Here is a 14447-nt window from a genome sequence, read left to right as displayed (position 1 = left end):
CACATGACTTTTACAAAATCAGTTTTAACAGTGGGCGTATTAGCCGTTTTATTGACAGGTTGTGAGACAACGAATACAGGTAAAGGCGCTGCGATTGGTGCTGCTACAGGTGCCGTTCTAGGTAAAGCAACTGGCGACCACGATGATAAACGTATCTTCATTGGTGCGGCTATTGGTGCATTAGCAGGTGCAGCCGTTGGCGATTATATGGATAAGCAAGAAGAAGCATTTCGCGATGAGCTAGCAGGCTCAGGTGTTGAAGTGGTTCGTGAAGGCGACAATATTCGTCTAGTCATGCCATCAAATATTACTTTTGCAACTGACCAATCTTATATTTCGTCGGGCTTTCATAGCACCTTAGATGCGATTGCTAAGGTGATGAATAAATACGAAAAAACCTACTTAAGCGTAGAAGGTCATACCGACAGCACAGGTAAAGATAGCTACAATATGACGTTATCTCAACAACGTGCGCAAAGCGTAAAAGATTACTTAGTGAATCATCAGATTATGTCTGCGCGTATCAGCACACGAGGCTATGGTGAAACACGCCCTGTGGCAAGCAATGACTCAGTAAATGGCCGAGCTTTAAACCGCCGCGTAGAAATTCAGATCGTACCGAATACACAAGGTTAGATTTTATATCTAGATTTGTGGTCAGGTTTGATATGCCCTTTCAAACCTGACATTTCCCTTCTTAATCTCGATTAAACTGTAATTCGCACAATTGTTTATACAATGGGTTAGTCTCAAACAATTGCTGATGCGTACCCATTGCAATAATTTCTCCTTTATCCATCACGACAATCACATCGGCGTGTTTAACCGTTGCCAAACGATGGGCAATGATCAGTGTTGTTCTGTCTTTCATTAGATGCTCAAGGGCAGCTTGTACATGAAACTCACTTTGTGCGTCGAGTGCACTGGTTGCTTCATCAAGCAATAAAATTGCAGGGTCTTTTAATATTGCGCGGGCCAGAACTATGCGTTGTTTTTGCCCACCTGAAAGCCTAACACCTTGCTCCCCTAAAAAGCTGTGGTAACCATCTGGCAGTTGACTAATAAACTCATCGGCATGGGCATATTTGGCCGCCGCATATACTTGCTCGTCGCTGGCGCTTGGGTTGCCATAACGTATGTTATGCATTACGTCTGAGCTAAATAAAATTGGGTTTTGTGCCACCATCCCCATTTGCTGGCGTAAGCAATCAAGAGAGAGTGCTTTTATGTTTATTCCTGCCAGCGAAATACTCCCTGAGCTTGGGTCGTAAAAGCGCTGCAGTAACTCAAACAACGTTGTTTTACCAGCCCCCGATGGGCCAACGATAGCAAGAGTTTGACCTTGTTTTACTTGTAAATTCAGCGTATTTAAAGCGGCTTTATCTGGCCTTGAAGGGTAATGAAAAGATACCTCATTAAACTCGATAGCAGGGTGATTAAGTTTGTTTGCTTCAAGTTGTGCATCATGATTTGTATCTGGACTTTTGATCATGCTTTCAACGGCAAGTAGCTCTAACAGCCGTGCTGCTGCACCTGCGGCTCTTTGCAGCTCACCATACACTTCGGCAACGGTTGCTACAGACATCGCCACCATAATCGCATAGAACACGAAAGCACCTAGCTCACCACCTGTCATAGTGCCAGCTAATACGTCACTGCCACCAACCCAAAGCATCACGCTAATAGCACTAAAGGTCAGAAATATCACCGCTGCAATCAAAAACGAGCGCTGTTTGATTCGGCTCTTCGCTACTTGAAACGCCTTGTTGGTCTCTTCGCTAAATGCTGCTTTTTCACGTTCTTCATGGCTATAACTTTGCACTACTTTAATATTTTGAATGATCTCACCAGCATAGGTGCTGATATCGGCAATGGCATCTTGGCTTGAGCTTGCCAGTTTTCTTACTTTTCGGCCAAAAATCATCATCGGCACTAATACTACTGGTACGCAGGCAACAACGACAAGAGTCAGCTTTAGGTTGGTAATAAGTAGCATAGCCAAGCCACCAATCAGCATTAAACTACTACGTAGTGCCATTGAAAAAGAGGAACCAATGATAGATTGCAATAAGGTGGTGTCGGTGGTCAGGCGCGACATCAGCTCGCCACTACGGTTTTCTTCAAAGTAGCTCGGGTGTAATGTAACGATGCGATCAAACACGGCTTTACGGATATCGTTACTGACTCGCTCACCAATCCACGACATTAAATAAAAGCGACAAAAAGTACCTACAGCTAATAAGCTTATTAAACCAATCAACACCATTACTGCTTGTTGAAGCTGAGCTTGTGAGCCTGCAATAAAGCCATGGTCGATAACAAATTTAACGCCTTGTCCGAGTGATAAGTTAACACCGGCCGTAAGCAGCAAGGCGCCAAGGGCTGCAAACACCACCCATTTATAGGGTTTAATAAAAGCTAAAATCGGTAACAGGCTACTAAATGCGGCCTTTTCTTTATTGGTAGACATGCTAGATTCTTGTTGATGAATAGGGTATAGATATGGTTATCAATGCTCTAAAAATCAACAGTTATTAAGGGATTAGTATGGAATCTACAACGATCAGTGGTCAATTCACCGTAAAGTTAAACCCAATTGGCGGCTATGCCACAGGGCAAGATGGCGTAAATTTGGGACGCATGTCGATTGATAAACAGTTTTCAGGTCCATTAGAAGCAACAAGCCAAGGCGAAATGCTCAGTGCCATGACTGCAACTCAGGGCAGTGCAGGTTATGTAGCGATAGAGCAAGTTGTTGGTAGCTTAGAAGGTAAGCAAGGCAGTTTTGTGCTGCAACATTTTGGCACCATGGATAAAGGGGCTGACCGATTGATTTTAGAAGTGGTACCAGACTCAGGCGCAGGTGAACTTGAAGGTATTTCTGGTAAAATGGCAATTCGAATTGAATCGGGTATTCATCATTATGACTTTGAATACCAACTGACGGACTAACATGCAAAAAGTTGTAGAGTTTAAAAAGAAACGCTTTTTTGGCGGCATCGATATTGATGCATTAAATCAACGAGTGTTCGAATTAGGTCAAGCTGGTTGGCAAGTGAAAACCATCACTACAGCAACAGGGGTTTATGGTCAGATAACATCCGTTTTATTGCTAATCGAGAATAACGAATAATGACACTAACTGAGTGGTTGAGTTTAGTTTTAATTTGCGTGATGGGAGCGATGTCGCCGGGGCCGAGTTTAGCTGTGGTTTTAAAGCACAGTTTACATGGCGGTATGAAGAATGGCATGTTAGCGGCGTTAAGCCATGGTATTGGGGTTGGCTTTTATGCGTGTGCCTCGTTACTTGGTTTAGGTGCGCTGATGACTCAGTTGCCAACGCTTTATCAAGTGCTGGTCTATGGCGGTGCAGCCTATCTCGCATATTTGGGTATTCGTATTTTGTTAGCTAAACCTAGCTCGCAAACATTGAATGTTGAGCAGACTAAGCCGAGTCCTCGTAGCGCATTGCAAGATGGCTTTGCTATTGCCTTTTTAAACCCAAAACTTGCGGTGTTCTTTTTAGCACTGTTTTCGCAATTTATTGATCCTGAAAAGCTGACTTTGCAAGTTGGTTTAATCATGTGTTTAACGGTATTTGTGCTTGATACGGGCTGGTATCTAGTTGTTGCACTGTTAACCGACATATCAAAAAAGCGTTTTGGTTTCACCAAGACAAATCCATGGCTCGAAAAATTGCTAGGGATAATCTTTATTGCTCTAGCTGTTCGCGTCGTTATTACTTTATAAATCCCTCTATATTGCGATTACATCACTAATAGAAAAAGGGTTGTGATCGCTGCTCTCCCCAGCAAGCTCCTATTGCATACGTATTCATCACACAATATTTACCTTTTGGTTACACTTTATTGGTTGTTTTTTGACAACAACAATAACCACAAATACAACACCTCCAACGACAACAGGGTGGAAATCCAATGGGGAAATTCAAGCTAAGTGCGCTTATGCTGGCTTTAGTGGCAGCAAATAGTGCAATAGCGGCGACGGAACAAGAACGCACATCAGCAAAGGAAATCGATCCTGAGCTAGAAGTAATCGAAGTGCGCGGCTTTAGTCGCAGCTTAATTCAATCATTAAATCAAAAACGCTTTAGCGACACTGTCTCTGAGCAACTATCAGCTGATGACTTAGGGGCATTACCTGATGTGTCTATGGCTGATGCATTAACACGTCTACCGGGGATCTCGGCGGTACGTACCGGAGGCCAAGCTGCCGAAATCAACATTCGCGGTTTATCTGGTGGCTTTGTTTTTTCGACATTAAATGGTCGTGAGCAAGTATCTACTAGTGGTAGTCGCAGTATTGAGTTTGATCAATACCCGTCTGAGTTAATCAGTTCAGCGGCGGTCTACAAGTCGCCAAAGGCATCCCTCATTGAAGGGGGCGTAGCAGGTACGGTAGAGCTACAAACAGCCAGCCCATTGGATAATGACCAGCAACACAAATTTACTGCGAATGTGCGTGGTATGTATAACGACCGTGCTTCAGAGGTCTTTGATGCAACCGAGTACGGCGACCGTATTAGCTTTTCTTACCAAGGTAAGTTTCTTGACGATACGCTAGGTGTCGCAGTGGGTTACGCGCGCTTATTCCAACCAAGTGTGGCGACTCAGTTTATCGGTTTAGCATATAACGGAAACAAAGATGTTGATGGACTGGCAAATGATACCGATGGCCCTGCAGATAATCCTGCCAATGAATACATCAGCGAGGGATTTGAGCTTCAGCACTTAGGTGGTGAAGAAACCCGTAATGGTTATTTAACCTCAATTGAATGGGTGCCAGCCGATAACTTTAAATTAAAGGGTGATGCGTTTTTATCGCGTTTTGATAGCGAGTCATTTGCCCGTGGTTTCCGAGTTAAGTTTGGTGGTCCGTCTGCGGTGTATGCTAACCCAGTGCTTGACGGTAATGCGGTGATTGGTGGTGCGATTAACCGCACATCAAATAGCTTTACCCGTGTTGAAATTGTTAATGATGATAACCAAGATTTCGATGAAGTAGACAGCTACGGCATTAATGCGGATTGGCAAGTTACTGAGCGTTTAAACGTTAATGCTGACGTGTCGCTATCACGTGCTAAGAGTAATTTCCGTAATGGTTTACTTTGGGCATTGGTTGCGGAAGATGCCACCGTTGAGAACCCAGTGTTCGATACTAATGTATCACTTAACTATCAATTGAACGGCTTAAACTTGCCTGATGTAGGTTTTAACCAAGCCGACGCATTTAGCGATATTGACCGAGTTATGGTAAGTAAATACGGTATTTACCCGTATGAAAATGAAGATGAAGTAAAAGCATTTCGACTCGATTTTAAGTATGAGTTAGAGAGTAACTGGTTTAGCTCCATTGAATTTGGCGCTCGTTATTCTGACCGTGAATACAGCAATAATCGCTCTGTATTTGAATACGGTAACGATGGTGCATTTTCTTCGACTCAACCACCGCTTCGCCTTACCGATGACATGACCACCGTAGTTGATTGGCAAGGTGAGTTTAGTTATTTCCCATCATATCTAGCGATAGATTTAGATAAAGCACTTAACGCATGGTTCCCAAATGGTATTCCGCAACCAGTACAAACCTGGGGTAATGCCGATGGTGTTGTTGATTTAGATGGTGATGGTGAGCCAGATGCACAAGACTATACCACTAACTACTCATGGACCATGTTGCAAAGTGGTTCAGTGTATGAAGAAGTGGTGTCCGCTTACCTTATGCTTAACATTGATACTGAAATTGGCAAGCTGCCAATCACAGGTAATATTGGTATTCGCCGAGTAGATACCGATCAGTCCGCGACGGTGCTTGAAAACGTCGGTGGTGATCCGCAGCTCGGAGCGCAGTATATTGTTGATGACAATGGCATTGTTAACGACCTTTATGCACCAAGCGTGTTAGGCATTAAATACACTGATTACCTGCCTTCATTAAACCTAAACTTTAAAGTGAGTGACGCGACACAAATTCGTTTTGCTGCGGCAAAAGTGATGGCGCGTGCTCCGATTAACCGTTTAGCAGGCGATGCCAGTGCATCGGTTAACAATGACGGCGAAATTAACGGTTCAAGTACTAATAACCCATTCTTAAAACCTTTTTATGCGGATCAGTACGATATCTCGTACGAGCAATACTTTGAAGACACCGATGGTGCGCTGGTTGTTGCTGCGTTTTATAAGAATATCGACTCATTCATAGACACGGTAGCCATAGAGAACTTTGACTTTAAGGGTAATGGTTTTAACGTACCAGAATACATTGTTGACCCTGTCAGCGGTGAGCAAATCGAAACTACTAATGGTGTGTACACCACTGCGGTTAATAATGCCAAAGGGGGTTATATTCGTGGTATTGAGCTTGCCTATACGCAAGTTTTCTCTTTCTTACCCTCGCCGTTTGAAGGCCTAGGCATTAATGCCAGTTACTCATATACCGAGAGCGAAGTGCAGTCTATCACCGACTTAGGTGGTGATTCTGTGTCGCAAGATTTGCCTGGCCTGTCAAACAATGTCTTTAACGGCACACTTTTTTACAGCTATGAAAACTTTGAAACACGTTTGAATGTGCGTTATCGCGATGATTTCGTTTCAGAGCAAGTTGCTGTCAATGAGCAAGTGGTGAACTTTGATGCGGAAACGGTTATCGATTTCCAAACGTCGTATCAGTTCACAGATTCATTCGGCATGTTATTACAAGTGAATAACTTAACCGATGAACCAACACAAAGCTACTTTGGAACAACCAGTAAAACAGGCACCACGCAATTCTTTGGTCGTCAGTTTTATCTGGGTTTTACCTATAACCATTGATCAGTAAGCTGGAGATAATAATATGAAAATAATAGCTAATTTTAGCCGCTTACTGATTGCATATAGCATGGTATTGCTAACTGCATGTGGTGGTGGCGCTAGTAACGATATAGATTCTGGGCAAGTTTTATTAACTTGTAGCGTACCGCAAATCCCTAATGAATCGGGGACTGAGTGTGTAGATCCACCACCAATTAGTTGTAAAGGCAATTCCGTACCAGATGAAAATAATGAGAGCTGCGTAGTAGGCGCTGATCCCACTTTGCCTGATCCTGTGGTTTTCCCTGCAGACGACGAAGCCATCTTATTCTATAACCGCACAGATAAAATCTATGAAGGATACCGTTTACACTCATGGAATAACGATGACTGTGATGCGTACGCAGCGCCGTTTGATGCCACTGATTGGGCAAATGGTCATGAATACGATGGTGTTGACCCTAACTACGGCGCGTATTGGATTGTAAAACTAAAAGAGGGTTACAACGAGTGTGCTAACTTCATTGTGCATATTGGAACCGAAGGGTCCGGCAAAGCGTTTGGTGATGTTGACTTAAAAATGCCATTGATGCAGGACGATGAAAAGTTCCAACGTATGAACTTTACTTTTCATGGTGAACCGTCTGTTTTTGAATTCCCAATTTTGAGTTTAGGAGTGAGTCTTTCAGGTGCCTCAGCACATTGGCTTGACCTCTCAACCTTTGTCTATAATCCAAGTAATGAACTGACTAGTATCATTAAATTACACTCATCAAACAATGCAGATTTAGCAATAGATGAAGACACCGAAGAGCTAAATGGTCAAGTGGTTGAGCTTACATCGACATCTTTAAGTGATGAGCAAATCGCTAAAGTACCACACCTTGCCGGATGGAATGCGTACCAAGGTAACTGGGATGCCGCCACTGCAAAAGAGCTTATTAAACAACAACTGGTTGTGGCAGGCTATGACGCTGATGGCAAGCTAACAGAAGCCACTTATGTGCAAACCGCTAAAGCCCTTGATGACTTATATACCAGTGGCGAAAGTGACGCTAATGAAGCACAACTTGGTGTGCATTACGCAAATAATGGCATTGATGTGTCGGTATGGGCACCGACTGCAAGCAATATGAAATTAGCGCTGTATGATGCTGATAAAACAGAGCTTGAACAATTTGCTATGACCTTGGATAGCACAACGGGTATTTGGTCTAGCAATATCGATATTAGTCACGATCGCCATTACTACCGCTTTATGTTTGATGTTTATCACCCAGCGACCAAGCAAATTGAAAGCTTATGGAGCACAGATCCTTACTCATTAAACGTTTCAACCAATGGTCTATATAGCCAACTGATCAACCTTGATGATGAAGATACTAAACCAACCGGCTGGGATGAGCGTATGGTGCCAACGGTTGATTACCCTGAGCAAGCGGTCATTTACGAAGGTCATGTGCGTGATTTTAGTGTACGGGATGAAACCGTCAGTGAAGCAAACCGTGGTAAGTATCTAGCGTTTACTGAGCTTGATAGCGCACCAATGCAACATCTTAAAAAGCTAGCAGATAATGGTTTAACCCATTTCCATTTACTGCCACTGACAGATATTGGCACCATAGATGAAGATGCCAGTCAGCGTGTTGATATCACTGCAACCTTAGGTGATTTATGTAGCCGCATTGACGATGATGCCGATGCATGTAAAACCGAAGATAAGAGTTCATTGATAGTTGATTTAATGGCGTCATACCTACCTGGCTCTGATGATGCTCAAGCACTTGCTAATGCAATGCGTGGTGTTGATAGCTTTAACTGGGGTTATGATCCGCATCATTTTATTGCGCCTGAAGGCTCTTACGCTTCATCGCCTGAAGGTATTGCACGAGTCAAAGAAACGCGTGCGATGATCCAGTCTTTACAGGAAATTGGTTTGCGTGTTGTGCTTGATGTTGTTTATAACCACACTACCTCATCAGGTGTTTGGGATAAATCTGTGTTTGATAAACTAGTACCAGGTTACTACCACAGATATAACGAAACAACAGGCATAATGGAACGCTCAACATGTTGTGAGAATACTGCAACAGAACATGTCATGATGGATAAGTTTGTTACTGACTCTATGGTGATTTTAGCCCGTGACTTTGGTTACGATAGCTTCCGCTTTGATGTGATGGGGCATATGCCAAAAGCCTCAATTATGGCAGCGCTTAATGCAGTGCAAGCAGTTGACCCAGATACTTACTTTTACGGTGAAGGATGGAACTTTGATGAAGTCGCTGATAACCGTTTATTTGTGCAAGCTAAACAAATGGATATGGCTGGAACTGAAGTAGGTACCTTTAATGACCGTATCCGTGAAGCAATTCGTGGTGGTGCATTCTTTAGCAATAATGCCACAGATGGCAATTTATCTGAGCAAGATACGTTGCGTTTATCGCTGGCAGGTAACTTACAAAACTACATTCTTAAAGACTTTAAAGGTAATTCAGCAAAAGGTAGCAGCTTTAGTTGGGGTGGTCAGCCAGCAGCTTATGCACTCGACCCAGCTGATAGCATTAACTATGTCTCTAAGCATGATAACGAAACACTATGGGATCAGCTGCAATATAAGCATGGTACTAACTTAAGTATTGAAGAGCGTGTGCGTGTTCACAATATGGCTTTAGCTATGCCGCTGATGAGCCAAGGTATTCCATTTATGCAAATGGGTGCTGATATGCTGCGTTCTAAATCAATGGATCGTAACAGCTATGATTCTGGTGATTGGTTCAACTTTGTTGATTTCAGTATGGATACCAATAACTGGAATGTAGGCCTACCTCCTGCGCAAGATAACCAAGCGAAGTGGGGCGAAATTGCACCTATTTCTGCAAATACGAATGCGCAAGCGATGGCAAGCGACATTGAGTACGCAAGTAATGTATTTACTGAGTTCTTAGCAATTCGTAGTGCCAGCCCATTATTTAGTTTAACCACAGAGCAAGACATTCTAGACCGCGTTGGCTTCCACAATATTGGTAAGCGTCAACAACAAGGCTTAGTCGTGATGAGTATTGATGATGGTGTTGGGTTGACTGACCTAGATAGCCAATACGATGCCATTGTCGTGGTGATGAACGGCACTGAGCAAAGCTTATCGCATACGGTATCAACGGCTGCGGGTTTTGAGCTTCATCCTGTTTTAAAAGCGAGTGTTGACTCAAGTATGTCAGCGGCAAGCTTTATGGCTGGTGAGGGCGAAGGTACCTTTAATGTTCCACCATATACTGTTGCTGTGTTTGTGAAACCACAAGCTGATGCACAAGGTGAAGGCTTAAGTGCCGATGCGACTGTGGGGGCGCCAGATATTGTGCCATTTGGTAGCACAACAGTTTATGTTCGTGGCTCGTTAAATGACTGGGGGACGGCAAATAGCTTTGAATATGTAGGTAATGGCGAGTACAAAATTGCGATTCCTCTAACAGCAGGTAGCTATGAATTTAAAGTGGCTTCTGAAGATTGGTCTACCGTTGATTTTGGTGCGCTTTCTGCCGATGTTGCTGAAGTGATCGAAGGTGAAGATGAGCCGCTAACACGCAGTGGCGCCAATATGACCTTTACGGCGGCAATGGATGCTGTTTATGTGTTCTCATTCGATGCCACAGACACCGATAACCCAGTGCTTAAAATCTATAATGAAGAGCCATTTGTTGGCACCCCAATTTATGTGCGCGGTGACTTCAATAGTTGGGATAGCAGTGATGAGTTAATGTACCAAGGCAAAGGTGTTTATACTTTCACTAAACAATTAACTGCAGGTAGCTATAGCTTTAAGTTTGCTTCAAGTGATTGGAATACAGTCGATTATGGCTCAGGTGAAAGTAGCGCAGCGGTTACAGTGGGTACTGAAAAACTACTCGCAGTAAAAGGCGCAAACATGACAATGGATATTGCCAGCGATGGTCAATATCAGTTTGTGTTTGATGCTAGTAACCTTGAAGAGCCACTCATGACCGTATTTAATGCAGAAATGTTTGGCGAAACTCAAGTCTATTTGCGAGGCAGCATGAATAATTGGGATCCAGTGGATCCGTTAATTTATACTGGCGATGCTTTATATAGTACGACACTGGCACTTGAAGTGGGAGAATATGGATTCAAAGTCGCTTCAAGCGACTGGAACACCATAAATTATGGCGGTAGTGGTGATTCACCCATCGCTATTATTGGTGAAGCGACCTTATTAGAAGCCGTTGGGGGCGATATCACCTTGAGTATTGCTGTAGCGGGGGATTATCGTTTTACAGTGCAAGGACCTGATCTGAGTAAATTAACAGTGACGGTTGAAGCAGTGGAATAGCTTTCCCTGCAGTACCCTTAAGCCGGGCTTTGCTCGGCTTTTTTTGTGTTTAATGAAAAGTTTGTATATTGTCATAACTCTCTATCAAGGAGCCTATGATGACAGAAACCAGTTTATTGAGTGCCAGTTTTGATCCAAAAGTAAAACAGTATTGGTTATTACTGGGTATTTTTACCTGTGTGATTAGTATGGTAGGGATCCCTTTCATTCCCATTGTTGCGTTAATAATCTGGCTGGTGGCAGGGCGTATTTTAGCGGCGATGTCAGCCACGTTGTTAACACGTAAGTTAGTGGTAAAACGCGGTGTCTTCTTTAAAGAAGAAAAATCGATCCCACTTGAAAAAATAACCGATGTAGCACTAAGCCAAGGTCCTTTAATGCGTCAATTTGGTCTTTATCGACTGAGTTTTGAAACGGCAGGTCAATCAGGGCAAGGTGCATTAGTATCATTGCTCGGAGTGGTTGATGCAGAGACGTTTCGCGAGGCAATCTTAAAACAAAAAGATGAGATGACTCAAAGCAGCAGTACTAAAGCTGAGCATCAACCTGAAGATAGTCAGTTAGAGCTGCTGCGTTCACTTACTTATAGCGTAAAAAACATTGAGCAAATGTTAGTTACGCTATTAGATGAAAAGCGTTAAACCATTTGTAAAGTAGGGTTACCAGCTTGTACGCTGAGCGCTTTTTGACGCTCGTTAAGCAGTGTGTAATCGGCTGTTTTAACGCTACTTACATACTGCCACTGGGCAAGCGCTTGCTGTTGAGTAAAGGTGACGGTTAAGTAGCCGCGTTCAACTAAGTTGTTGTAGGCTAAGTCGTTAACCAATAATGCAATGACTTGCTCAATTTGTGCGACAGCTTCGCTCGATTGCGTATTTAACGCTAAGTAGTTCTCAAGACCTGGTGATGAAACCGAAGATGTTGCAAATTCAACACCAGCTGCGGCTTTAGCAGAAACAGGATTGCTTGCATCAGTGACTAAGTGTCCTGCCCAACTGTTATGCGTATCACCTGCCAAAACGACTAAATTCTTTCGTGCTGCAATTGCAGTTCCTAGTATTTGCTCGCGCTCATAAGCATAGCCATCCCATGCATCAAGATTATAAGGTGCTGTTGTTTCTACGCGTGCTCGCTGTTCACTAGTAACCGTTGGATCGCCAGCTAATATACGTCCTTTAATTTGCGCAAGCTCACTAAATAATGTGTTTGCTTGAGCAAGTAATGCCGAGGGATCAGCACCGTTTGCTTGAGTCACTTGGATATGCATTAGTAACTGTAAAATCTCGAGTGGCAAATGCATTTTGGTCATCAGCACCTGTTGCCCAAGTACTTGCCATTGTGTTGTTGCTGTCGTTAAACCATCAGTCAGCCATGTAAGTTGCTCGTTACCTAATAGAGCACGAGTAGGTGAGCTAATTGCTGCAACAAAGTCAGTTTGTCCTTGGCTGCTGGTTAAGTCGAAATCTGCATAATTAACTTGCTCGTCGCGAGCTAAAACACGGGTATCGAGCATGTGCAATGACACTAAATTACCAAACTCGAAGCGTCGATAAATACGCTCTTTATCGGCAACATTACGGATAGGCATCCATTCAAAGTAGGCTTGTAGCGCATGCATTTTGCGCTCGCTAAATTCACCTTCGCCGTCGTTGTGATTTTCAGCGCCACTATGCCATGTATCATTAGTTATTTCATGGTCGTCCCAAACAGTAATAAATGCACAATGACTATGGGCAGCTTGCAGGTTTTCGTCTTTACGATAATGGGCGTAACGTTTGCGATAATCCGCTAAAGAAATGATTTCATCGTTATTGTCATCAGGTAATAAACGGCCAAGTTCGGCGGCATCTTCAGTGGCATAACCTGTATTACCGTATTCATAGATGTAGTCACCTAAGTGCAGTACTGCATCTAAATCGGTTTGTTTTGCGATTTCACCATACACATGGAAGTAGCCTGCAGGATAGTTAGCGCAAGAGACAACGGCAAATTTTACTTGTTCTATGTTGTCGGTTGGAAGTGTTTTACCTGCTCCAGTGGGTGAGGTTTTACCATTACTTATGAAGCGGTAGTAATAGGTGGTGTTGGCATCGAGACCTTGCAGATCAACTTTTAAGGTGAAGTCAGTTGCATCGCTTACCTGTGTTTCGCCATCATGGCTAATGGTTGTAAAGTTAGCATCTGTTGAGGCTTGCCAAACTACGTTAACACTCGTGACGTTTTCAAGAGGTGTTATGCGAGTCCAAATAATTAGACTGTCAGCGAGCGGGTCGCCACTGGCAACACCGTGATCAAAGCTGACAGGGATTTGCTTTGTAGTTTCGTCATCATCGTCATTAAGACTACAGCCCATTAAACCAAAAGATAAAACGGCGGCTCCAAAACCAGCCGCCGATGCTTTTAAAAAGCGTCTGCGCGTAAAAGTCATTGCTCTGTACCTATAAGTAGAAAAGCACGAGCTTATCCGACCAGTGTTACTGTTCTATGAAGTTAAAAAACCTGACAAATTTGTTCTGTATTACAGGTGATTACAGTGACATTTTCGTAGCCAACACGAGTCAGTGCTTCGGCACTTAGTGTGGCGCGGGCACTACTTGCACAGTGTAAGTAAATGGGCCTTGCAGGATCTTTTTCAATTTCCATTAATTTCATTTCAAGTACACCACGCGGGATATTAATTGCACCTGTTGCTGCTTTAGTTGCGTGCTCAGCAGGTTCTCGTACGTCTATTAATAAACCGTGGTTTTCGCTTAATTCTTGTTTTGCTTGGTCAGCGCTAATACGGCGCTGGTTGGGGGCAATAATTTTCATTAAGTCAGGAATTGGGGTCAGCATACTAATCCTCCATGCCAAGTTTTCGTAAAAGGGTGATGTATTTAATATATTAGATAACACTATATTAGCAAACTCTAATATTAGACTTTTCTAATATATCAATCTATACTTTAGCGGCATTTTAAGAATATAGAGTAGTGTGAATATGAACATCGATTTTGCGGCTATGGCCGACAATGTGGAGCAAGCAGAGCAAATGCTAAAGATATTGGCGAATAAAAATCGCTTGATGATCTTATGTTCGCTGCAAGATGGTGAAATGAGCGTGAGCGAATTAAACGAAGCTGTGCCGTTGGCGCAGTCTGCATTATCGCAACACTTAGCGGCGCTGAGAAAAGCTCAGATAGTTGCTACTCGACGCGAAAGCCAAACTATCTATTATCGCGTGGTTGATGAAAATGTAGTATCGATCCTAGCAACTCTATATGGCTTATTTTGCAAAGGTAATTAAG

11 protein-coding genes are annotated in these 14447 nt (G+C 43.2%); 8 read left to right on the top strand and 3 right to left on the bottom strand.

The window, feature by feature from the left end:
• The first annotated feature begins 3 nt into the window (after nucleotides 1–3).
• A complete protein-coding gene (locus CWC02_RS11730; protein WP_138618412.1) occupies nucleotides 4–636 on the top strand; it encodes a YiaD family glycine zipper/OmpA-like lipoprotein in 633 nt (210 codons plus the stop codon).
• Between the two features lie 61 nt (nucleotides 637–697).
• Here CWC02_RS11730 and CWC02_RS11725 read toward each other — a convergent pair whose 3' ends face one another.
• Complete coding sequence (locus CWC02_RS11725) at nucleotides 698–2470, bottom strand: ABC transporter transmembrane domain-containing protein (RefSeq protein ID WP_138618410.1); 1773 nt, start codon at nucleotides 2468–2470, stop codon at nucleotides 698–700.
• Between the two features lie 77 nt (nucleotides 2471–2547).
• On the opposite strand from CWC02_RS11725, the gene CWC02_RS11720 reads away from it, so the two are divergent.
• The 6 genes from CWC02_RS11720 to CWC02_RS11695 all read left to right on the top strand — a co-directional run bounded on the left by CWC02_RS11720 (nucleotide 2548) and on the right by CWC02_RS11695 (nucleotide 11801).
• The gene (locus CWC02_RS11720; RefSeq protein WP_054554415.1) at nucleotides 2548–2952 is read left to right on the top strand and encodes a DUF3224 domain-containing protein; all 405 of its coding nucleotides are present in this window, start codon (nucleotides 2548–2550) and stop codon (nucleotides 2950–2952) included.
• A 1-nt stretch (nucleotide 2953) separates the two neighbouring features.
• A complete protein-coding gene (locus CWC02_RS11715; protein ID WP_054554414.1) occupies nucleotides 2954–3133 on the top strand; it encodes a DUF4177 domain-containing protein in 180 nt (59 codons plus the stop codon).
• Nucleotides 3133–3750, top strand: a complete 618-nt coding sequence (locus tag CWC02_RS11710) for a LysE family translocator (RefSeq protein ID WP_054554413.1) — start codon at nucleotides 3133–3135, stop codon at nucleotides 3748–3750. Before CWC02_RS11715 ends, CWC02_RS11710 begins: the two co-directional genes overlap by 1 nt.
• A 188-nt stretch (nucleotides 3751–3938) precedes the next feature.
• The gene (locus tag CWC02_RS11705; RefSeq protein WP_138618408.1) at nucleotides 3939–6833 is read left to right on the top strand and encodes a TonB-dependent receptor; all 2895 of its coding nucleotides are present in this window, start codon (nucleotides 3939–3941) and stop codon (nucleotides 6831–6833) included.
• Between the two features lie 22 nt (nucleotides 6834–6855).
• The gene (locus tag CWC02_RS11700) at nucleotides 6856–11160 is read left to right on the top strand and encodes an alpha-1,6-glucosidase domain-containing protein (protein ID WP_138618406.1); all 4305 of its coding nucleotides are present in this window, start codon (nucleotides 6856–6858) and stop codon (nucleotides 11158–11160) included.
• Between the two features lie 98 nt (nucleotides 11161–11258).
• Nucleotides 11259–11801 (top strand): PH domain-containing protein, encoded by a 543-nt coding sequence (locus tag CWC02_RS11695; RefSeq protein ID WP_054554410.1) that lies wholly within the window; start codon nucleotides 11259–11261, stop codon nucleotides 11799–11801.
• Here CWC02_RS11695 and CWC02_RS11690 read toward each other — a convergent pair.
• Entirely contained in the window at nucleotides 11798–13588 is a 1791-nt protein-coding gene (locus CWC02_RS11690; protein ID WP_138618404.1) for an alkaline phosphatase D family protein, read from the bottom strand. The two genes, CWC02_RS11695 and CWC02_RS11690, sit on opposite strands and share 4 nt — an antisense overlap.
• 62 nt (nucleotides 13589–13650) lie before the next feature.
• Nucleotides 13651–13995, bottom strand: coding sequence for a rhodanese-like domain-containing protein (locus CWC02_RS11685; RefSeq protein ID WP_138618402.1), 345 nt, complete (start codon nucleotides 13993–13995; stop codon nucleotides 13651–13653).
• Nucleotides 13996–14140: 145 nt separating this feature from the next.
• Between CWC02_RS11685 and CWC02_RS11680 the strand changes: the two genes are divergently transcribed.
• Entirely contained in the window at nucleotides 14141–14446 is a 306-nt protein-coding gene (locus tag CWC02_RS11680) for an ArsR/SmtB family transcription factor (protein WP_054554407.1), read from the top strand.
• Nucleotide 14447: the final 1 nt, after the last annotated feature.

The sequence above is a fragment of the Pseudoalteromonas sp. S2721 genome, from assembly GCF_005887425.1.
Classification (GTDB): Bacteria; Pseudomonadota; Gammaproteobacteria; order Enterobacterales; family Alteromonadaceae; genus Pseudoalteromonas; species Pseudoalteromonas simplex.
The sequence above is the reverse complement of the archived record's forward strand: the minus strand, read 5'-3'. Positions and strand labels throughout refer to the sequence as shown.